The sequence below is a fragment of the Nereida ignava genome (genome assembly GCF_047114695.1).
Lineage (GTDB): Bacteria > Pseudomonadota > Alphaproteobacteria > Rhodobacterales > Rhodobacteraceae > Nereida > Nereida ignava.
In genome coordinates this window covers 1,184,632-1,206,463 of record NZ_CP112885.1, presented here as the reverse complement: position 1 = coordinate 1,206,463, position 21,832 = coordinate 1,184,632, and the positions used below count along the sequence as shown (strand labels likewise).

The window sequence follows — 21,832 nt, the reverse complement described above, 5'->3', positions numbered from 1 at the left end:
CTATTTGACAGCTCCGAGAGTTAGCCCCGCGATGAAGTGCTTTTGCATCAAGAAAAACATCGCGACAGGAGGTAGTGCAGCAACAATAGAGCCGGCGCTCATCAGGTGGTATGCCGCACGATATTGAGAGTTAAAGCTGGTGATCCCCGCAGTGACAGGTTGTGCGTCCGGACCCTGCGTCAACACAACTGCCCAGAAGTAATCATTCCAGATGAAGGTAAAAATCAACACAGACAAAGCCGCCAAGGCGGGCTTCATTAAGGGCAAAACTACAAACCAGAAAATACGCCACTCTGCGATCCCCTCAACGCGGGCGGCTTCGATTAACTCATATGGCAGGGCTTTGATGAAGTTGCGCATAAACAAAGTGCAAAAGCCTGTTTGGAACGCGATGTGAAAAAGGACCAGACCGACTTTGGTGTCATAAAGCCCAAGGTTCACGGAAATGTCGCGCACGGGCACCATCAAGATTTGGAACGGTACAAAATTGCCTGCGATGAACAAAAAGAAGATCGCGAGGTTGCCTTTGAAACGGTACACCCCAAGCGCAAACCCAGTCATGCTTGAAAGAGCAACCGCGCCAATCACAGTGGGAACAGTGATTAACACAGAGTTGATCATGTAGCGGGGCATATCGCTTTCGAAGAAAACTTTTCCGTAGTTCGTGAATAGCTCAAAGGATGTTGGCAGCCCCCAGTAGTTGCCGTTTGTGAAGTCGGCAGACGGCTTGATAGAAAACGTAGCCACTGCGATCAGCGGCAAAAGCCAGATCAGCAGAACAATTGGTAGAAGGCCTTGATACGTCAATTGCCACGTGCGCGATGTCTTTTCGATTGGGGTCGGAAACATTAGCGGCCTCCTCTTTCATCTTGGTACATCGACCACAAAAAGTAGACGATAAAGAAGAGCATGATGAAGAAAAGGACCACGGCAATTGCCGCGCCGTATCCCATGCGGAAGCCGAACTCCGACAGAGATTCCTCGTACATGTAAAAACTCAAGACGCGGGTTGAACCGAAAGGGCCACCGTTGGTCATAACGCTGATCAAATCAAATGAACGCAGCGCACCGATGATGGTCACCACAAAGGCGATGAACGTCGCGGGTTTCAGCTGGGGCAACACCACGTGCCACAGCATGCGGTGACCCTTTGCGCCATCAAGGCGCGCGGCTTCAATCTGTTCGGGGTCTACCGCGTTCAGGCCCGTAAGATACAAAATCATGCAATAGGCAGTCTGCGGCCATAAACCGGCAGCAATAATGCCATAGGTGGCTGTTGACGGATCACCCAAGATATTGACAGGGCCTGCGCCGACCACGGCGAGAATTGCGTTCAGCAACCCTTCGCGGGGAAGGTAGAACCACGAAAACACAAGCCCGACAACCACTTGGCTCAACACGAACGGAAAGAAAAAGAGCGATTTATAAAGCCGGATGCCGCGTACTTTTTGATTGAGCAGCAACGCAATCGACAAACCTGCCGGAATAGCCAGCAAGTACAAGAACAGCCATTTCAGGTTGTTCCAAAAAGAGGTCTCAAACTTACGGTCACCACCCAGAAGGCGCTCGTAGTTGGCCGTACCTACCCATACTTTTTCGCCCAGTCCGTCCCACTCATGAAATGAAATCCAGAACGACTGAAAGATTGGGTAGATGACGTAGAACGCAAAGAAAAACATCCCCGGCAGCAAAAACAGCCATGGGGTCACTGCGATCTCGTTACGCTTGTACCAGCTGCGTTGTGGTTGCGATGTAGGGTCGGGCAAGGCCGTCATGTTGGTCGCCTCCGGGCTGGGTCGGTCACCTTATACGAAAAGCCGATTGTGTCTTTGTAAGCGGGTTTTCGAAAAAGCTGATCTTGGGTGCGTTGTTAGAAGTCAGAGGGCAGCGCTGGGCCGCCCTCCGACAGTTATTTTACTTGTAGATACGCTGGCGTGCGTCTTCGAGGCGCTCAAGGATATCGTCAAGGTTGTCTGGGAAGACCATGAACTCTTGCAGACCTTCCATGCCAACGCTTGCCATCTCTGCGGGGAAGTCACGGTCGAAGAACTGCGCTACGCCGCCTTTGGCATTGCCGGACAGCATTGCAAAACCCTGCTCAAGGAACTCATCCGCGTCCACGCTTGAGGCTGCGTTAACCGGAAGCTGACCAAGTGCGTCGCCAGAGTTGATTTTCGTTTGCACATCAGCGGATGTGACGAACTGCAGGAACGCACGCGCGTTGTCTTTGTTCGACGCATTGGCTGGGATGTGGAACGTATCAGTTGGTGCATCTTCGCCTTGTGGCAGAGACGCATCAATCAGTGGGAACTGATAGAAATCAATCTGATCATCGCTAAGGCCCGCATCACGCATTGGTGCTACAGCGAAGTTACCGATCAAATATGAAGCGGCTTCACCGTCTGTCATGAACTTAAGCGCTTCTTGCCAGCTGTATGACTGATGGTCGTCAATGTAGCCGCCCATGTCGATGATTTTGCGCCAGTTTGCAAAAGTCTCGCGGACACGTGCATCGGTCCATTCAACTTCGCCGCGTGCAAGCTGCATGTGGAAATCAAAGCCGTTTGTCCGCATGTTCAGGTAGTCAAACCAACCGCCAGCAGTCCAAAGGAACTTGGTGCCGATTGCGTAACATTTCTTACCGGAGTCGACGATTTTTTGGCAGTTGGCGAGCTCTTCTTCAAAAGTTGTTGGCTCAGTTAGGCCCAACTCTTTGAACATATCTTCACGGTAGTACATACCCCACTGGTAGTATGTGTAGGGCACGCCCCATTGCTTACCATCAAGGGTCATCGCGCCTTTTACGGCATCAAGGCCGGGCAGGTCACCGTTTTCGTACATGTCGGAGATGTCTTCGAAAAGGCCTGCGTTCACGTAAGGACCCATCCGGTTTGCCGCGTACCAGTTCACAACGTCAGGTGCGTTGGCTGTCAGGGCGTTGCGGATCTGTGTCTTCCACGCTTCGCGGTCAACGATTTCCAGATCAATGTTCAGGTCTGGGTGCTTTTCGCCAAATTCTTTGGCAAGACCTTCCATCACTGCGCGAGGCGCAGGGTTTGACATGTCAGAGATAATTCGCAGATCGCCTGACAATTTTTTACCGTGACCGTCAGCGACGGCGCCGGTTGCAAGTGCAGCAAATCCAAGCGCCGCTACAGACGCTTTCAAAATGGAACGCATGGTATCCTCCCTAGGTGCTTCCAACTATGTACTAGGTTTCATTATTTGAAACCACGTTTTACATATTGAAATGATAACGCCGACTCGCATAGGCTTGTCAACAGGGCTGTCGCAAGTTGTCGGCCCGCTTGGGAGGAAAGTGATTATGAACGTGGACGCGAGTGGCGGAACAGTTGGCAAGGCGCTTGATGTGCTCGACCGCGTGGCCGAGTTCAATCGACCCGTTCGGTTTGCAGAGCTGCTTGCCGCATCGCCCTATCCCAAGGGTACGCTGTACCGTCTTATGCAAACTTTGACCCGCGAGGGGATGTTGGTGTTCGATCCTGATCGACAAAGCTATTCGCTTGGTGTGCGGCTTGTTCGGTTGGCCCATGCAGCGTGGCGGACGTCATCACTGGCGCCAATTGCGCGGCCGCATTTGGATGCGCTTGCCGCTGAAACAGGTGAAACCGTTCACCTTGCGCAGCTGGATCAGGCGCAGGTGTTATACGTGGATAAGCGCAACACGGCCGAACCGGTGGAGATGTATTCATCCGCTGGCAAAGTGGGGCCTGCGTATTGCACAGGCGTCGGTAAAGCCATGCTTGCACATCTACCGGAAGAAACGCTGAGCCAGATCATGCCGCTGCAATTGTTTCACAAATTCACGGAGCACACCCTGACGGATGAGGCCGCGTTGCGAGCCCAACTGGCAGAAATCCGCGCCCATGGATACGGATTTGACCGCGAAGAACACGAGCCAACCATCATTTGTGTGGCGTGCCCGATTTTGAGCGAACGTGGGCGCGTGCTTGGTGCGCTGTCTGTTACATCAACCACTGCTCGCACAAATCTGGCAGCGCTTGAGCAGCTCGTGCCGCGCATACAACAAACAACAACAGCGATTGCAGCTGAGGTGCAAGACTGGCGCTTCCCTGACACAGTTGCCCAATAGGTAAAGGATTAAGTCATGTCTGGTGTTAAGCTAAACAACGTCATCAAGCGCTACGGCGAAACGCAGGTCATTCACGGGATTGATCTGGATATCCAAGATGGCGAATTCTGCGTTTTTGTTGGCCCCTCTGGCTGTGGCAAATCTACGTTGCTTCGGATGGTGGCAGGTCTTGAGGAAACTACTGAAGGGCAGATCAGCATTGGGCCCCGTGATGTGACGCGTCTTGATCCATCTCTTCGTGGTGTCTCGATGGTATTTCAGACCTACGCGCTTTACCCGCACATGACTGTCAAAGAAAATATGGGCTTCGGCCTGAAAATGAACGGCCATCCCAAAGCCGAGATTGAACAAAAGGTTGCTGAGGCGTCGCGCATTTTGAAGCTGGATGAGTACCTTGCTCGCAAGCCAGCCGCGCTATCAGGGGGGCAACGTCAGCGGGTGTCGATTGGCCGTGCGATTGTACGCGGGCCTGAAGTATTTCTTTTCGATGAGCCGCTTTCGAATCTGGACGCAGAATTGCGCGTTGAAATGCGTGTGGAAATCGCACGTCTTCACGAAGAAATAGGCGCAACCATGATTTACGTGACCCACGATCAGGTCGAGGCGATGACCCTTGCGGATAAGATCGTTGTGCTGCGTTCAGGTCGGATTGAGCAAGTGGGCGCGCCCATGGATCTTTACCGCGATCCTGACAATAAATTTGTGGCCGGCTTTATCGGCTCGCCTGCAATGAACTTTGTGAATGGCACGGCAACCAAGGACGGCTTCGACGTGCCTGCGTTTGGCACGACTATGAAGCTATCTGTTGAGCAACCTGCAAACGGCACCGCGGTTAGCCTTGGGCTGCGCCCAGAGCACGCGCAGATTGTCGATGGTGATACATTTACGGTTGAGTTGACCGAAGCACTCGGCGGCGTGTCATACGCCTACTTGTCCTCGAAAACGGGCGAAAAAATCGTTGTTGAGGAGCGTGGTGATCACCGGTCTGCCAAAGGCGATTTGGTCGGCCTGTCGTTCGACGAGGATCGCGTCATGGTGTTTGACGGCCTATCGGAAGAGCGTATCCGTTAAAGAAAGCTGCTCCAAAATCAAAGCGCCGCGGTCCGTTTGGCTTGGCGGCGCTTTGTTTTTTGCACTTAGCTGCGCAGTGCGTTTGCCTCAGCGATCAGATCACGACCCATCTGCGCAAACAGGTCTCCGTAGTCTAATGTTACCCAGTTTTCCTTGATGCGGTTATCTGCGACGCGGTAAAAATCCATCACGCGCAGGGTAAGGGCGCGGCCATCGGCGGGTTGGCCAAGATAATCGCCTTGAAACGTCATGGTCATCGATGGCCAGCCGCTGACGGCAGCATAGTTTGCATCCCCGATGCGGCAGTAGTGGTTGCCCCCTTTGCGGTCAGGAAACGCATCAAGGAAGGGCACGCGGTGATCTTTGCTAAAACCCTCCCAGCGGTAGTTTGACCCGATCCCCGCAGGTCCGTACCACATCATATCGTCGGCCCATGTGCCGTCTTCACCTGTCTGGCTTGCGCTTGTTTTGGTGACGGGATCAAACACATGAAGCGCGCCCAACATCCGCTGCACAACATTTAGGGATGCCTCGCCGTCTTCGGTTTGCGGGCAAAGGCCATCCTGTGTGGCGGGGGCAGGAAATGTAATTTCGGTTCCCAGTGAGGGCAGGGGAAGGCAGCCCGCTTGGTGCATAACATCGGGCAAATCAAAGATGATTTTGGCTTCCCTAATCTGACCGTTTTCAACGCGGTAGAATTCACCTGCGCGCAAAAACACCAAAGAATCGGAAGGCAGCAATCCGAATAAAGGCTTGGTGAAGTTGCCAACGTAATGAGTGACCGTCGCACACCAGTACCCGCCTTGTTCGCGAATATTGTCACCGCCGATAAAAATTAGGTCGCGCCGATGAACATCGGCCAGCGCATTGCGTATGGGCGTGATGAAGTTTTCAACAATCGTGTCGCGCCCCACCAACTCGTTCACAGGCCAAGCTACTGAAAATACGGCATCTTCGGCGATAACATCTGCCCCGTCGCCTGTTGTCCACAACGTTTGCAGAGCGTTTCTTAGGGTGTTTCTTGGATCAACGGTCATCGGCGCATCTCGCGTTTTTTGCTGTTTGTGTAAAAAGCGAATTGCAAATAGAGCATCTCGAGTCTAGCCTTTTTGCAAACGTGTGCAAAAATGGCGCACGGGTCACGACGCAGGGGGAAGTGATGGCTGAAATTCAGCTTAAGAATGTTGGTAAGCGGTGGGGTAGTTTTGTTGGGGTTCAGAATTTCGACCTAACGATCGCTGATCAGGAGTTTCTTGTCCTCCTCGGGCCATCCGGCTGCGGCAAGACGACAACCATGCGTATGATCGCTGGCCTCGAAGACGTCACTGAGGGTGACATCATCATCGACGGCGAGCGCGTGAATGATCTTGAACCAAAAGACCGTGACATCTCGATGGTGTTCCAGTCTTATGGTCTTTACCCGAACATGAATGTTTACGACAACATTCGCTTCCCGTTGAAAGTGCGCAAAGTCCCAACGGCCGAGCATGACGAGCGTGTGATGCGCGCAGCGGCAATGGTTGAGTTGGAGCCGTTCTTGCACCGTAAGCCCGCAGAACTTTCGGGCGGTCAACGACAGCGTGTGGCACTGGCGCGTGCGATTGTGCGTGAACCGAACGTGTTCTTGATGGACGAGCCGCTTTCAAACCTTGACGCAAAACTGCGGGTCTCGACCCGTGCGCAGATCAAAAATCTTAGTCACGAGCTTAAAGTTACGACTATTTACGTCACGCACGATCAGATTGAGGCGATGACACTTGCTGACCGCGTTGTTGTTATGAAGCAGGGTGTTGTTCAGCAGGTTGGCACGCCAACTGACATTTATGACGCGCCAGCAAACACATTTGTAGCCAGCTTCATCGGCTCGCCTGCAATGAACCTTGTTGAAGGTGATATGAAGGCGGGCGTCTTTAATGCCGATGGTATTTCGGTGGGCGGACTTACGGCACCTGATGGGCCGATCACTTTGGGCTTCCGTGCCGAAGATGCGTCTGTTGTGGACGGCAAGGGCGATGCTAACGCGCCTGCTTACACGATGGAGTTGCTGGGCGACGCAACGATGGTTGCTATCCGTATTGGTGGGGCGTTGGTTAACGTGAAGGCCAGCAAAGACTACCGGACGGAGATTGGCGCGCCAGTTGCGGTGTCGATACCTGCAGAAATTTGTCACCTGTTCCGTTCGGATACTGGTGAGCGATTGGAGGCGTAAGCCTTCTAATAAATGTCTCCGCAGTCAATTGTGGGGCGTCAATTGGGTGGCTCGCTGCCCTTTTAAAGCAAACAGGGAGAGACTTATGTTTCTGAAAAAAATCACAACTGCGGTGGCAATTTCCATCGCTGCTACGGCTGCGGCGCAAGCTGCTGGCCACTCGAACTGCGGCATTGACGCGGGTCGTGTAAACATTGTTGGTAACGAATTCCCAGCGATCCAAACTGTTGGTGCAGGTGCTGTGGCATGTGCAAACGACAATGTTGAGGTGAAAACGAACCTCACTGCGGACCACCAAAAGATCAACGTCGCGGGTATGACATCCAACCCTGCTGAGTACACATCAGCGATCGTTGCCAACTCATCCATCGTGGCATTGATGAACGAAGACGTCATCCGCCCACTTGATGACCTGGTTGCCGAGTACGGCCAAGACCTTAAGAAAAACCAGCTGATCACCGTGAACGGCAAGGTTATGGCTGTCGCCTTCATGGCAAACGCGCAGCACCTGGTGTACCGCGCGGATGTTCTTGAAGAAGCTGGCGTTGAGGTGCCAACAACCTACGAAGAAATGCTTGCTGGTGCGAAAAAGATCCGCGACATGGGCATCCTGGAAAACCCACTTGGCGGTTCATACAAAGCTGGTTGGAACCTCGCACAAGAGTTCAACAACATGTACATCGGCCACGGCGGCGAATTCTTTAAGCCGGGTTCAGCTGAAGTAGACATCAACAACGAAAAAGGCGTTGCGACGCTGACCATGTTGAAGTCACTTTCAGAGTACATGTCACCTGATTTCCTCACACATGATTCAAACGCAACAAACGCCGAATACCGTGCGGGTAACGTTGCAATGATGAACATGTGGGGCAGCCGTGCGGCTGGTCTGGTAACCGAAGAAGGTGTGCCGCAAGAAGTGGTTGACGGTTTTGCAATTGCAGGCCCAATGACTGTTGCTGGCGGTGATACACCTGCGACAACACTGTGGTGGGATGGTTGGACAGTGTCCAAAAATATTTCTGACGAAGACGCAACAGCAACATTCAAAGCGCTTACAAAAGCGATTGAGCCAGCGATCCTCGATGACGCAGAAGTTGCGACACAAGCGGTTTGGTTGATTGACGGCTATGAGCCAACTGAAGCGGCCAAAGGCGTATTTGCAGCTGCTGCAGCTAACTCAGTGCCATACCCAATGGTGCCTTACCAAGGTCTGTTGCACTCCGCACTTGGTGCAGAGCTTTCAGACTTCATGCAGGGTAAAGAAAGCGCAGAGCAAGCGTTGGCAGACGTTGAAGCAGCCTACACAGCTGCTGCCAAAGAGCAGGGCTTCTTGAACTAAGAGCCATGATTTTCGGGCGGGGCCAATCGCGGTCCCGCCCCTTTTTATTGACGATACTGACGGCCGTTGAGGACCTTAATCGATGAAGCATAAAACGTTCTTTTGGTTTTTCCTGCCGACAGCATTAGCGATGCTTTTGTTTATCGCGTTTCCAATTATCTCAGTTGTGATCCAGTCTTTGTTCACGCCTCATGAGGCGGTCCTTTTGACTGTTGAGAATTGCGGCCCCTTTGGCTGCACGACTGAAACATCGATCGACCAAGAGGCGACCGCTGCCCTGAAATTGGCCGAGCCTTTGGGCCGGTTTGCGGGCCTCTCTATTTATCTTGATCGTGGGCACCTTGCCGTGAATGAAGTGGCTGCCTTGTGGTCTGGGCGCGAAAGTCTCGGTGGCTTTTTTGACGGGTTGAAGAACCTGCCGTTCTACCGCGCGATGTACTTCACGCTTACCTATACATTTGTTGTGACGCCGCTTTTGATCGTTCTTGGCTTTGCCATCGCGGTTGGGGTCAACTCGCTGCACCGTCACCTTAAGGGCCTTGTGATTTTCTTTTCACTGCTGCCAATGATTGTAACGCCGTTGATTGGCTCACTCATTCTGTTTTGGATGATCGACAGTCGCGGTGTGCTTGGTAGTGCCATCCAATTCCTTGCCGATGATCCGGACCTTTCATTGAAGGCCAGCACAGCACTCACATGGATCACGCTGATGGTCTACGGCGTCTGGCACTCGGCACCATTTGCCTTTGTTGTGTTCTACGCAGGCCTGCAAACATTGCCCCAAGACACTTTGGAATCTGCCATGATTGATGGTGCGAGCCGCTGGCAGCAAATTCGCTACGTTGTGATCCCGCATTTGATGCCTCTTGTGACGTTCGTGGCCTTGATCCAATTGATGGATAACTTCCGCGTCTTTGAACCAATTGTAGGCTTCAACGCGGAAGCGCATGCGACTTCGCTCAGTTGGATCATCTTCAACGACTTGGGCGGTGAGACACGCTTGCTGTCTTCTGCTGCCGCAACGTCCGTACTTACGATTATCGGCGTCGCAATTTTGTTGTCACCTGTATTGGTCCGCACTTGGCGCGACTTTAACGCCAAGACCTAAGGAAAGGGATCAGATATGAGCTCGAAAGCGACACAACAGCCCCTCGGCCTTCGCATCGCTATTTATGCCTTTATCGGCATCTGGTTGATGATGGCGGCGTTCCCATTTCTTTGGACGCTTTGGGGATCATTCAAAGTTGAATTAGACTTCTTTTCGATCACCAACTGGAAAGACGCGTTGTTTGGTCCGCGCACAGAAGCCACATACGGCAGTTCGCTTACTGGCGCGGGCTATGAAGGTGCGTGGATACAAGAAGAGTTCTGGCGCGCGGTTTTGAACACGTTCATAGTTTGCTTTTTCGTGGTCTGCACGTCGCTGACCATCGGGACGCTTGGTGGTTACGCGTTGTCGCGGTCCGGCTTTAAGTACACGTTTTGGTTGCTGATCATTGCGCTGATTTTCCGCGCTATGCCGCCCATTACGTTGGTGTCAGGTTACCTGCTTCCGTTTTTTGAGTGGAACCTCTGGGGGATCCTACCCACATCAATCATCGTGCTGGTCGCGATCAACCAGCCGTTCACGTTGTGGATGCTTCATAGCTTTTTCCAGAAAATTCCGAAGGAATTGGACGAAAGTGCTAAGGTTGATGGCTGCACCCAGTTTCAAGCGTTTCGCCATGTGATCATTCCTGTGATGTGGCCGGGCGTTATTACAACGGGGCTGTTCAGCTTCCTTCTGGCCTACAATGACTTTGCGGTTACCGCGATGTTGCTCAGTAAAGAGAACCAGACAATGGTGCCGAAAATCGCATCGTTCCTTGGGACCACCCAGACCGAAGGCAACGTGATGTTCGCGGTTGCAGCTGTTGTTTCAGCCACCGTACCGCTGTTCATCTTGGTGATGTTCTTCCAGCGTCAGATCGTGAGTGGCCTGACAGCGGGTGCCGTAAAGGGCTAATCTCGCATCCAGTAAAGTTCATGAAGACTGTAAAAGCAGGTCGGGTCATCCGGCCTGCTTTTTTGTTTGTGGTGTGGGGGAGGTGGGCGATGTGTTGCAGAGCTTTGTAGCGTTCTATCTCTTGCTGTCTTCGTCGTGTCTGCCATGTCAGGGGCACAGCAAAAAGGCGGCCCTGTAACAGGCCGCCTATGTGGTTTTCGTAGAGTGTTTGAAGCTACAGTCCCAGCTTAGCGCTTGTCGTAGTACAACCCGACAACGTGCTCTGCTTGTGCAAAAAACAACCAGCGCGCAACGATAACACCGGCCACGTGCGCCAACACCGCGACCAGCGCAAGAGCGTGACTAAAGGGCAAAAGCAAAAGCAACACAGGTGTGAACAACAGCACAACCGAGATGATCTGTAGCTTCAGCGCATGTTTGCGGCCCACGACGTGGATCATTTCTTTCATGAGATAGTTGCTGCCGGTGTGGGGTGGTTCAAACTGTCGGACAGACCCGATGTTGCCCAATTGTGTTGCGGACGCGATTGTGCTGCCCGCGGCGCTAAAGCGGCCATCCGCGGTCAAGAAGATGAAAAGCTGCAACAGGGCCGCACCAGGCAAGAACCAAACTGCCAAGCTGACTTGGCCAGCAAGCAGTGCACCGCCTGAAACAGCGTAAGCGATGAACATGACTGAGGTGGTAGGGTGGTTCCAACGGGGTACTGTCTTGAGCTGTGCATAGATCATGGACGTGCCGTAAACGGTTGCCAACGCAAGTACTGATCCGACGTAGCCAAGCAAAGGAATGCGCATGTTCAAAAAGACCAGCGCCGCTCCGTAAACACCCATGACAAGCAGTGTCGCTACCGCAAGGCATCCCTCACGTGAGAGCCAGCTTGTGCGCCACTGGCTGAAGGACTTGAGAATATTCTTCGGGTTCCCGAGATGGAATGTTGAAGAGATGATCCCACCAACGGCCAGAATATAGGCAATAGCGAACCAGGCGAACGCCGAAAGACCCGTGGGGGATGGCATGCCCAGCCCTAAGAAAATCATGAGGCCAAAGCCCAGGCCCGAAAGGACTGTGAATAGAATAATGGATGGTGCTGGATGCATCAGAGTTTCTCCAGTGCTTTATCGAGCCAGCCCAGAATACCTTTGGCATCTGGCGCGACAGGCTCAAGAAGGGGGGCGAGGATGTCGATATCACCGGTGTTGGTGTAGTCGTCCTTCAACCGAGGAGGCAGGTATTTGTTAACAGGTTTAGTGCCTTGCTCTGGCATCAAATCAACGCCGCCACGTTCAGCAACAAGCTTTGAGACATCTGAGTTTTCATCGCCCAAATCGCCAAAGTGGCGGGCACCCGCGGGGCAGGTCCGAACGCAGGCAGGCTGGCGGTCTTCTTCGGGCAGGTTTTCATTGTAAATCCGGTCAACGCAGAGGGTGCATTTCTTCATGACGCCTTCTTGTTGGTCCAGCTCCCGCGCCCCGTAGGGACAGGCCCAAGCGCACAGACCACAACCGATACAGTCAGCTTCATTTACCAGAACAATACCGTCTTCAACACGCTTGTAGCTGGCGCCTGTCGGGCAGACGGTGACACACGGCGCGTCGTCGCAGTGTAGGCATGATTTAGGGAAGTGGATCAGTTGGGCAGGGCCTGCCTCAGGCTGTACTTCGTAGCTGTGAACACGGTTCAGAAATGTACCTGAAGGGTTGGCGCCGTACGCATCCTGATCGGACAGGGGCGCGCCGTAGTTTTCAGTGTTCCAGCCTTTGCAAGACACCACGCAGGCATGGCAGCCCACACAGGTATCGAGATCAATGACCAGTCCCAGTTTCTTTTCCGTATGGGTTGGCAGAGTTGTCATGCGAGCCCCCTCAGAGTTGTGTGTGATATATAGGTGATGGGTTCTTCTTTGCTGGCATCCCACGTGGCAACGAACCAGATGAAAGACCCAACCATCACGGCGATGGCGGCAGCAACGCCCAAGAGTGTCAGTTTTACAGGGCTCATTTGCCAAGCTTCCATGCAAGGTCTTTGGGGCCTTTGCCTACAGGTGATTTTTGCGGTGCAAAATCAGGTAGGGTTTGGCCCGCAACGTCGGACTTTTCGATGCGCACTTTAAGATCGAACCACGCGGCCTGACCGGTGATCGGATCAGAGTTTGCCCAACGCATACCGTCGCCGTTTGCAGGCAGCAGTTCGTGGATGAGGTGGTTCAGCAAAAAGCCTTTGGTCGTTTCTGGTGCGTTTTCTTCAAGGGCCCACGCGCCCTTACGCTTACCAATCGCATTCCATGTCCAAACGGTGTTGTCGTTGAGTGCCGCCATGTGTGCTACCGGAACAACGATCTCGCCGTGGGGAGACACAACCTTGGCCCAATCGCCTTCTTCAAAACTGTTCTCTTCCCAAATTTTGGTCGGAACATAGAGGGGGTTGTGGCCATGGATTTGGCGCAACCAAGCGTTCTGGCTGCCCCACGAGTGGTACATTGCCATAGGGCGCTGTGTCAGCGCCGTGACAGGGTATTGATCCGCAAGGTTGTCAGGCTCGTTGGAGTACCAGATCGGAAGCGGGTCGAGAGTGTGTTTGATCCGCTCACGCAGATGCTCTGGTGGTTGGCGCTCCCCGTGGCCTTCGGCGGCCAGCTGGAATTTACGCATCGGCTCCACATAAAGCTGGAAGATATAAGGCTGGACTGCATCAAAGAAGCCCATCTTCACGGCCCAATCTTGGTAGCCCATGTTGAACGGTTTGTAGTAGGCGGCATCCTCCGGGACATGCTCCATCCAAAAGCCGCCGTTTTCGATGTAGGCATCAAGCTGTGCTTCGTTTACGTCGCCGCGGCCACCTTGCAGACCATCTTCGCCAACGCGCCAGCCCGCCAGCGGGCCAACACCGGGACGGCGGATGTGGTTGGTGATGTAGTCGGCGTAGTCTTCGTATTTTTGGCTGCCGTCTTCATTCACGAAACCAGGCAATCCAAGACGTGCGCCAAGATCACAAAGGGCTGATTGGAAACCCTTTACGTCGCGGTCAGGTTCAACAACTGGCCAGCGAATAGCGTCTGCCACGGCGTCGGCTTCACAGATTGGCCGGTCCAAAAGCGAGATACAATCGTGGCGCTCAAGGTAGGTCGTATCGGGCAGGATCAAGTCGGAATAAGCGACCATCTCGGATGAGTACGCATCAGAATAGATGATGTTCGGAATGACATAATTGCCGTCCTCATCTTTATCCGTGAGCATCTCAATGACACCGGATGTGTTCATGGATGAGTTCCAAGACATGTTCGCCATATACATAAATAGCGTATCGATCTTGTAAGGATCGCCCGCATGGGCGTTGGAAATCACCATGTGCATCATGCCGTGCGAGGACATGGGGTTTTCCCATGTAAACGCTTTATCGATACGTGCGGCAGTGCCGTCTTCACGCAAGCAAAGGTCATCTGGCCCGTGGGTGAAGCCCAAGTGTGGCCCGTCAAGCGCAGCGCCCGGAGTGACTTTGCAGTGCGGTTTGGGGTGCGCAGTTGCGGGCTTGGGGTAGGGTGGTTTGAACCGCATGCCGCCCGGCGTTTCAACAGAGCCGAGCATGATTTGCAGAACGTGTAGCGCGCGGCAGGTTTGAAAGCCGTTAGCGTGGGCTGATATGCCGCGCATCGAGTGGAACGAAACGGGCCGCCCCACCATTTTATCATGCTTCTTGCCGCGGAAATCTGTCCAAGGGCGATCTAGCTCAATCGCTTGGTTAAACGCCACATCAGCTAATTCGGCGGCAAGTTTGCGGATGCGTTTTGCTGAAATACCGCAACGCTCTGCAACTGCTTCGGGCGCGTATTCCTCTGACATGTACCGCTCGATCATGTGGTGGAATACAGTGCGGTGCGTGACACCTGCCTTGCGGTGTGTGCCGGCAAGATCAGGATAAACGCCCTTGCCATCAAAAGGTGCAAGCTTGCCAGTATTGCGGTCGATGACCAATGCTTTGCCGTCTTTGTCTTTCAGGAACAGACCTTCTTCGGCGCTTCCGTCGGTTTCATCCAAAAGAACCGGCGCGTTGGTGAATTGTGAAAGATAATCAAGATCAATTTTGCCCGCTTTGATCAAGCAGTGCAGCATCGACAGAATGAACAAGCCATCGGTGCCCGGTGTAATGCCCACCCACTCATTTGCAACAGCATTATACCCCGAGCGGATTGGATTGACACCAACAACTTTGGCGCCGCGGGCTTTGATTTTGCCCAGACCCATCTTGATTGGATTGCTATCATGGTCTTCGGCAACGCCGAAAATCATCAGCATTTTGGTGTGGTCCCAATCTGGTTGCCCAAATTCCCAAAAAGCACCGCCCATGGTATAAATGCCGGCTGCAGCCATATTGACCGAGCAAAATCCACCGTGGGCTGCGTAGTTTGGTGTACCGAAACCTTGCGCCCAAAGCGACGTGAAGCTTTGTGATTGATCACGGCCCGTAAAGAACGCCAGTTTTGAGGGGTCTTCGTCGCGGATTGGTTTCAGCTTGGACACAGCAATGTCGTAGGCCTCTTCCCATGTGATTTCTTCAAACTCACCAGAGCCACGCTCGCCGACCCGTTTCATGGGTGCGCGCAGACGTGAGGGCGCATTGACCTGCATAATACCGGCCGAGCCCTTGGCGCAGAGCACACCTTGGTTCACAGGGTGGTCTTTGTTGCCTTCGATATAGGCAACTTTGCCTTCCTTCATGTGCACATTGATGCCGCAACGGCAGGCGCACATGTAGCAGGTGGTTTTACGGACTTCGTCGCTAACTTTCGGGGACGTGTCCACGACTGGCTGATTAAATCCCATAATTCCTCCTCAGGGTCGGTTTTGGATGCACAGCGCGGTGCTGCGGTCCATGGGTCATTTGTTGGCGGCGGTTACAATTGCGGCAAGGGCAGCGGATGCCATGCGCGCGGCTGGTGGGTCGGCACGCGAGGTCAGCAAGATAGGAACGGCCGCCCCCATCACGATGCCCGCAGCACACCCACCGGCCATGTAAACGGCAGATTTGAAGATGGCGTTTCCTGAAACAATATCAGGGACGATGATCGCGTCGGCTTGCCCCGCGACCGGATCATTCATCAGCTTTTTGGTTGTAACGGCCTCAGGTGACAGGATCAGATCCATGGCCAGTGGTCCGGAGAAATCAGCATCCGCAATCTCGGCTTTCGCCCATGCGGCAAGCTCGGAGGCTTCAACGGATGAAGGGACGGAAGGGATTACGCTTTCAGTCGCGCTTAAAAACGCAACTTTGGGACGATCATTGCCGAGTAAGTGCAACAGGCGCACCACTTCGCGCGTGGCGTCTTGGCGGGTTTCCATGTTCGGGCTGACGTTTACGGCTGCATCCGAGATGGTCAGCGCTCCACCGCTTGGGTGACCGATGTGGAAAATATGAACCAATCGCTTGCCCGCGCGCAGGCCGGCATCGCGGTTCAGGGCGGATTTCATGAACACATCTGTATGCAGATGCCCCTTCATCAAAACATCCGCGCGGCCCTCGCCACAGGCAAATGCCGCAGCCTTTCCTGATGCCTCTTCGCCTTCCGCCTCAATCAATTCAAACGCAGAGATGTCCCAATCCAGTTTATCCGCTTCGGCTTCGATCAAAGCGCGCTCGCCTGTAAACACAGGCTCCATTATGCCAGCTTGTGTGGCGTCGCGGGCGGCTTCCATCGGCAGTGCTGCACCGGCGCGGGCAATGGCGACGCGCGGTGTGGGGGCAGCTTGGGCTTGGCGCAGCAATTCTGGTGGGCAAACGACAGTGTTTGTGCTCAGAAAATTATTCGTCTTTGCCATAGCGCGTTAGTTCCCGTTGCTCCGCATGGTCGAAGGCATCTGTGCATGCACAACTCTTCCCCATGTCTTTTCACCTCAAAACCCGCCTCTGTTTCCTGAGGCGGGTAATGTTATTTAGCGATGTGGCGCAGTGCTTATTCAGCAGCCATGTCAGATGTTGAGACACCTGCTACTGCAACCGGCTTTTTCATCGCGTCGCGACGGAAAGGCTCGCCCAGTTCTTGGTTCAGCATGACTTCGATCAGTGTCGTAACACCGTCTTCCATCTGCTCTTTGATCGCTGTGTTCAGCACATCTGTGAGCTCTTCCATTGTGCGCGCTGCAACGCCTTTGAGGCCACATGCGTTGGCGATGCCTGCATATGAAACTTCGGTGTCCAGCTCGGTGCCGACGAAGTTATCGTCGAACCACAGGGTTGAGTTGCGCTTTTCAGCACCCCACTGGTAGTTGCGGAACACGATCTGTGTAACTGCGGGCCAGTCGCCACGGCCGATAGCAGTCAATTCGTTCACTGCGATACCGAACGCACCGTCACCTGCGAAGCCAACGACAGGAACATCCGGTTGGCCGATTTTCGCGCCAACGATTGCAGGCAAACCGTATCCGCATGGACCAAACAAGCCGGGTGCAAGATACTTACGGCCTTCGTCGAAGTCTGGGTAGGCGTTACCGATTGCGCAGTTGTTGCCAATGTCTGAAGAGATGATTGCTTCGCGTGGCAGTGCAGCTTGGATAGCACGCCATGCCATACGAGGGGACATCCAATCAGGCTTTGCATCGCGTGCGCGCTGGTTCCAAGTTGTGCCTGGATCGTCGTCTTCGTGATCCATGGAAGCCAGTTGCTGTGCCCATGCTGATTTGGTTTGCGCGATTTTTGCTTTGCGATCTTCACGGCCTGCGTCGCCTGCGGATGCGTCCAGCTGGCCCAAGATACCTTTGGCAACTTTGGCTGCGTCACCGACGATGCCTACAGTTACTTTCTTGGTCAAACCAATGCGGTCTGGGTTGATGTCGACCTGAATGATTTTTGCGTCTGCTGGCCAGTAATCAATACCGTAACCAGGCAGTGTGGAGAACGGGTTCAGACGTGTGCCGAGGCACAAAACAACATCGGCTTCGGAAATCAGCTCCATGCCTGCTTTTGAACCGTTGTATCCCAATGGACCTGCAAACAGGGGGTGCGAACCCGGGAATGCATCGTTGTGCTGGTAGCCCACACAAACTGGTGCGTCGAGGCGTTCAGCCAGTGCGATCGACGCATCGATACCGCCTTTTGACAGAACAACGCCAGCGCCGTTCAGGATGACCGGGTTTTTCGCGTTTGAGATAATCTCAGCAGCTTTTGCAACTGATGTCTCGCCGCCTGGTGAGACCTCAAAATCAATTGGTTCAGGAATTTCGATGTCAACAATCTGTGTCCAGTAGTCACGTGGAATGTTGATCTGTGCAGGGCCTGAAAGGCGCTTTGCTTTCGAGATGACGCGAGCAAGTACTTCGGCAACGCGGCTCGGATCACGTACTTCTTCTTGGTAAGCAACCATGTCTTCGAACAGTTTCATCTGCTCAACTTCTTGGAAGCCACCTTGGCCGATTGTTTTGTTCGCTGCCTGCGGTGTAACCAAAAGCAACGGTGTGTGGTTCCAGTACGCGGTTTTCACAGCGGTCACGAAGTTTGTGATGCCTGGGCCGTTCTGCGCGATCATCATGGAGACTTCGCCAGTGACGCGTGTGTAGCCGTCAGACATGAAACCTGCGCTGCCTTCGTGCGCACAGTCCCAGAATTTAATGCCAGATTTAGGGAACAAATCTGAGATGGGCATCATGGCTGAACCGATGATGCCAAATGCGTGGCGGATGCCGTGCGATTGCAGCGTTTTGACGAACGCTTCTTCTGTAGTCATTTTCATGAGGCAGTCTCCTTTTGAATTGGAGGCAACATACTCGGATTCGTGAACCTCTGAGTAGGTCCAGTTTTACGCTCAATTAAGTCCAGTCAGATTGCCGCAGCCAGTATTTCAATGCCTTTTGCGATCCGTTCCTCGGGAATTGAAGAATACGCGAGCCGATAATGACAAACGCGGTCCTCTTTTTGCAAAAAGAACGGACCGCCGGGTTCAATCAAAACGCCTTGGGGCTTTAACGCGCGGGCTAACTCCATTGTATTGTGCCGGTTTTCAGCCTTCATCCAAATGCTGGATCCGCCAAATGCACCGCGACCGGCAACAGTTAAGCCGTTATGATCAATTGCTTTTTCCATTTCCATGCGGCGGCGGTAAAATGCCTTGGACATACGTTTGATCAGTGCGTCGTAGTGCCCGAGGGACAAAAAGTAGGCAGCAGTGCGCTGAATTTGCCCGGGGGGGTGACGCAGAACTGATGCGCGCAGCTTGCGAGCCTGTTTGATGAAAGGCGCAGGGCCGACCATGTAGCCAAGCCGCAAGCCTGGCGCCAGCGATTTCGAGAATGAGCCGATGTAAATTACCCGCCCGTCTTGATCGAGTGACTTTAGCGCAGGAGAGGGGGCCTTCAGGAACGACATCTCAAATTCGTAGTCGTCCTCTACGATCAAAAAGTCGTCTGATGCCGCGCGATTAAGCAGTTCTGTTTTGCGCTCAAGCGGCATTGAGGCTGTTGTTGGGCATTGATGTGAGGGGGTGCAAAAAACCACATCAATGTCTTTGGGAAGTAAATCTGGTGGCAGCCCATCTTCATCAACTGGGATGTGGTGAAGGTTGCACCGGCTTTGCATCAAGATGTCCCTCAGGCCCGGATAACAGGGCTCTTCCATCACCGCGTTGCGACGCTGTGTCAGCAACAGTTGCGCGGACAGCCATAGCGCGTTTTGAGCACCCATTGTGACCAGAATTTCATCTGGGCGCGCTTTGATACCCCTGCGTGGGAGAGTGTGACGGGCGATGAATTCGATTAACTTTGGATCGTCTTGATCAACGTAATCTGTTGTTAATGCGTCAAAATCCCGCTTGCCGAGCGCTTGTAAGGCGCAAAGCCGCCAGTTTGCACGATCAAATAGCGTAGGGTCCGCTTGTCCGTAGATGAACGGGTATTGGTAACGTTGCCAATCGGCTGGCTTGGCCAATTGTGGCACGTCGCTGTTGCGATGCGCCAAGACGCGTGACCATTCGACCGCATCGTTTGTGGGTCTGAGCGATGGCATCTCCGGTGGTTGCGGCGCGTTTTCCGAAACGTAATATCCCGACCTGCCGCGCGCGACGATATAATCATCAGCCAGCAGGTCTGTGTAGGCAAGGGTTACCGTAATTCGGCTGACCCCGAGGTGCGTGGCGAGTTTGCGTGACGAGGGTAGTTTTTCACCTGGTTTAAAGCGCCCAGACAGAATGCCTTCGGCAACCATCTGCTGGATTTGCGCCTTAAGAGTGCCTTGGGTGGTGCTGTTCAGAAAAAATGTTTCGACGGGCAATGCCATGTAATCTGGCCTTATCGCAGGAATAATCTGGTATTATTTTAGGGCCAAGAGGTGTTCTAGGCAACCGTAGTCAAACGTGCGCTCTAAATTTGCTGAATAGTGCTGAGCGCGCGAGATGAGGATATTTGGCTGTCAGCGAAATTAAAATTACAGATATGGCCAGTTTGCAAAATAATGAGACACTTTGCCAGATAACTGGACTGGTTATCAGAGCGGCACAGCCTGCGCCGCTCTGATGATGTGTGGTTTAGGCAGTTGCCCGTGTAATCGCCGCATCGACTGCGTTTGTGATGTTGTCGATATCGTCTTTTGTGGCGATCAGCGCAGGTGAGAAGCAAAGCGTGTTGTTCTTGCCTGGAAGTGATCTGTTTGTTGCGCCAATGATAACGCCTTGTTGCATACAGTCACCAACGATTGCCTGAGCGATTTTCTCGTTTGCAGGTTCACGGGTTGTGCGGTCAGCAACCAACTCACAGCCAAGGAACAGACCTTTGCCGCGCACTTGGCCGATAATTGGGTGCTTGTCAGCAAGCGCATGCAAGTTGTCGAGCATGTACTCACCCATCGCCGTCGTATTCTCAAGAAGGTTCTCATCCTCAATGATACGCATGTTTTCCAGCGCCGCTGCGGGACCAGCGGTACAACCACCAAAAGTTGAGATGTCGCGGAAATAACTCATTGGATCGGACGGGTCATCTTTGAACATGTCAAAGACTTCTTCAGTTGTGACAAGGCATGAGATCGCGGCATAGCCGGAGGCGACACCTTTCGCCATCGTTACCATGTCAGGCTTGATGCCATAGTGTTGGTACCCAAACCACGTGCCCGTGCGGCCTACGCCACAGACAACTTCGTCGATATGAAGTAAAATGTCATATTTCGTGCAGATTTCTTGCACCCGCTCCCAATATCCATCAGGGGGGGTGATGACGCCGCCTCCTGCTGTGATTGGCTCAAGGCAGAGCGCGCCAACAGTCTCTGGTCCTTCGCGCAGGATAACTTCTTCAATCTGGTTTGCAGCCCATTCACCGTAGTTTTCCGCGGGCGCGCCATCTTGCTCGTGCTTTCGGTACTCAAGGCAGTGCGGCACGCGCACAAACCCGGGCGTAAATGGCCCATACTGTGCAGCGCGTTCATCTTGACCAGTTGCGGACAGTGCAGTGATCGTTGTGCCGTGATAATCGCGGTCGCGGTACAAAATCTTATGCTTCTTACCGCCGTATCGTTTAGCCGCGATTTGGCGTACAAGTTTGAATGCTTTTTCGTTCGCCTCAGAGCCGGAGTTTGCATAGTAGCAGCGCGTCATCCCAGGCATTTTGCTGAGCAGTTTTTCTGCAAACAAAGCGCCAGGAATTGAGCCTGCTGAACCGGCGAAATAATTCAGTTTTACCAGCTGGTCACGCACGACGTCTGCAATGCTTTCGCGGCCGTATCCAACGTTGACGGTCCATACGCCGCCTGACACTGCATCAAGGTGCTCTTTGCCATTTTGGTCCCACACCAACATGCCTTTTCCCTCGACAATAATCCGGGGTTCACCGGTCTCAAAGGGCTTGTGCTGAATCAGGTGGTGCCAGACGTGCTTGCGGTCGGCGTCGACTACAGCACTGATATCATTCGAAGAAAAGTTACCGTCCATGAGTCGGACCTCGCGTTGAATTGCAGAATATACACAAGCATTGCCCGAAATTTAGACTTTGCAAATAGGGCCAGTTTTACACCACATTTATAGCCAGTTGGTTGTGGTTTGTCGCGTTCTAAACAACCGTAAATTTACCAGATTTTCGGAAAGCTTCAAAAAATTATGTAGTTTCAATTCCTTGCTGCGTCTGCAAACGC

Annotated in this window: 18 protein-coding genes; 6 read left to right on the top strand and 12 right to left on the bottom strand. The window is 53.3% G+C overall.

The features are described from left to right. The 3 genes from OLX08_RS05950 to OLX08_RS05940 form a co-directional block, all read right to left on the bottom strand. Entirely contained in the window at positions 1-849 is an 849-nt protein-coding gene (locus OLX08_RS05950) for a carbohydrate ABC transporter permease (protein ID WP_048598913.1), read from the bottom strand. Beyond that, complete coding sequence (locus OLX08_RS05945; protein ID WP_048598914.1) at positions 849-1,775, bottom strand: carbohydrate ABC transporter permease; 927 nt, start codon at positions 1,773-1,775, stop codon at positions 849-851. The genes OLX08_RS05950 and OLX08_RS05945 overlap by 1 nt, the downstream gene beginning before the upstream one ends. Before the next feature lie 139 nt (positions 1,776-1,914). Next, a complete protein-coding gene (locus OLX08_RS05940; protein ID WP_177193427.1) occupies positions 1,915-3,180 on the bottom strand; it encodes an ABC transporter substrate-binding protein in 1,266 nt (421 codons plus the stop codon). A 145-nt stretch (positions 3,181-3,325) separates the two neighbouring features. On the opposite strand from OLX08_RS05940, the gene OLX08_RS05935 reads away from it, so the two are divergent. Beyond that, positions 3,326-4,114 (top strand): IclR family transcriptional regulator, encoded by a 789-nt coding sequence (locus OLX08_RS05935; protein ID WP_048598915.1) that lies wholly within the window; start codon positions 3,326-3,328, stop codon positions 4,112-4,114. Positions 4,115-4,129: 15 nt separating this feature from the next. Next, positions 4,130-5,185: an ABC transporter ATP-binding protein gene (locus tag OLX08_RS05930; protein ID WP_391483133.1), complete on the top strand. Its 1,056-nt coding sequence runs from the start codon at positions 4,130-4,132 to the stop codon at positions 5,183-5,185. Positions 5,186-5,250: 65 nt separating this feature from the next. Here OLX08_RS05930 and OLX08_RS05925 read toward each other — a convergent pair whose 3' ends face one another. Next, positions 5,251-6,222 carry an ester cyclase gene (locus tag OLX08_RS05925; RefSeq protein ID WP_391483132.1) on the bottom strand — a complete coding sequence of 324 codons (972 nt, stop codon included), beginning with the start codon at positions 6,220-6,222 and terminating at the stop codon, positions 5,251-5,253. Positions 6,223-6,344: 122 nt separating this feature from the next. On the opposite strand from OLX08_RS05925, the gene OLX08_RS05920 reads away from it, so the two are divergent. The 4 genes from OLX08_RS05920 to OLX08_RS05905 all read left to right on the top strand — a co-directional run bounded on the left by OLX08_RS05920 (position 6,345) and on the right by OLX08_RS05905 (position 10,738). Further along, positions 6,345-7,394, top strand: coding sequence for an ABC transporter ATP-binding protein (locus OLX08_RS05920; protein ID WP_391483131.1), 1,050 nt, complete (start codon positions 6,345-6,347; stop codon positions 7,392-7,394). Between the two features lie 85 nt (positions 7,395-7,479). Next, entirely contained in the window at positions 7,480-8,733 is a 1,254-nt protein-coding gene (locus tag OLX08_RS05915; RefSeq protein ID WP_391483130.1) for an ABC transporter substrate-binding protein, read from the top strand. 82 nt (positions 8,734-8,815) lie between these two features. Then, a complete protein-coding gene (locus tag OLX08_RS05910) occupies positions 8,816-9,841 on the top strand; it encodes a carbohydrate ABC transporter permease (RefSeq protein ID WP_341246031.1) in 1,026 nt (341 codons plus the stop codon). A gap of 15 nt (positions 9,842-9,856) precedes the next feature. Then, positions 9,857-10,738 carry a carbohydrate ABC transporter permease gene (locus OLX08_RS05905; protein WP_391483129.1) on the top strand — a complete coding sequence of 294 codons (882 nt, stop codon included), beginning with the start codon at positions 9,857-9,859 and terminating at the stop codon, positions 10,736-10,738. Positions 10,739-10,965: 227 nt separating this feature from the next. On the opposite strand, the gene OLX08_RS05900 is transcribed toward OLX08_RS05905, so the two are convergent. The 8 genes from OLX08_RS05900 to OLX08_RS05865 all read right to left on the bottom strand — a co-directional run bounded on the left by OLX08_RS05900 (position 10,966) and on the right by OLX08_RS05865 (position 21,632). Further along, positions 10,966-11,835 carry a dimethyl sulfoxide reductase anchor subunit family protein gene (locus tag OLX08_RS05900; protein WP_391483127.1) on the bottom strand — a complete coding sequence of 290 codons (870 nt, stop codon included), beginning with the start codon at positions 11,833-11,835 and terminating at the stop codon, positions 10,966-10,968. Continuing rightward, entirely contained in the window at positions 11,835-12,590 is a 756-nt protein-coding gene (locus OLX08_RS05895) for a 4Fe-4S dicluster domain-containing protein (RefSeq protein ID WP_048598922.1), read from the bottom strand. The genes OLX08_RS05900 and OLX08_RS05895 overlap by 1 nt, the downstream gene beginning before the upstream one ends. Next, positions 12,587-12,736 (bottom strand): hypothetical protein, encoded by a 150-nt coding sequence (locus tag OLX08_RS05890; protein ID WP_177193426.1) that lies wholly within the window; start codon positions 12,734-12,736, stop codon positions 12,587-12,589. The genes OLX08_RS05895 and OLX08_RS05890 overlap by 4 nt, the downstream gene beginning before the upstream one ends. Then, positions 12,733-15,555 (bottom strand): molybdopterin oxidoreductase family protein, encoded by a 2,823-nt coding sequence (locus tag OLX08_RS05885; RefSeq protein WP_391483126.1) that lies wholly within the window; start codon positions 15,553-15,555, stop codon positions 12,733-12,735. Before OLX08_RS05885 ends, OLX08_RS05890 begins: the two co-directional genes overlap by 4 nt. 54 nt (positions 15,556-15,609) lie before the next feature. Continuing rightward, positions 15,610-16,548: a phosphate acyltransferase gene (locus OLX08_RS05880; RefSeq protein WP_391483124.1), complete on the bottom strand. Its 939-nt coding sequence runs from the start codon at positions 16,546-16,548 to the stop codon at positions 15,610-15,612. A 134-nt stretch (positions 16,549-16,682) separates the two neighbouring features. Further along, positions 16,683-18,455, bottom strand: coding sequence for a sulfoacetaldehyde acetyltransferase (xsc, locus tag OLX08_RS05875; RefSeq protein WP_391483123.1), 1,773 nt, complete (start codon positions 18,453-18,455; stop codon positions 16,683-16,685). A gap of 86 nt (positions 18,456-18,541) precedes the next feature. Then, complete coding sequence (locus OLX08_RS05870; RefSeq protein WP_391483121.1) at positions 18,542-19,993, bottom strand: PLP-dependent aminotransferase family protein; 1,452 nt, start codon at positions 19,991-19,993, stop codon at positions 18,542-18,544. Positions 19,994-20,240: 247 nt separating this feature from the next. After that, positions 20,241-21,632 (bottom strand): aspartate aminotransferase family protein, encoded by a 1,392-nt coding sequence (locus tag OLX08_RS05865; RefSeq protein ID WP_341246025.1) that lies wholly within the window; start codon positions 21,630-21,632, stop codon positions 20,241-20,243. Positions 21,633-21,832: the final 200 nt, after the last annotated feature.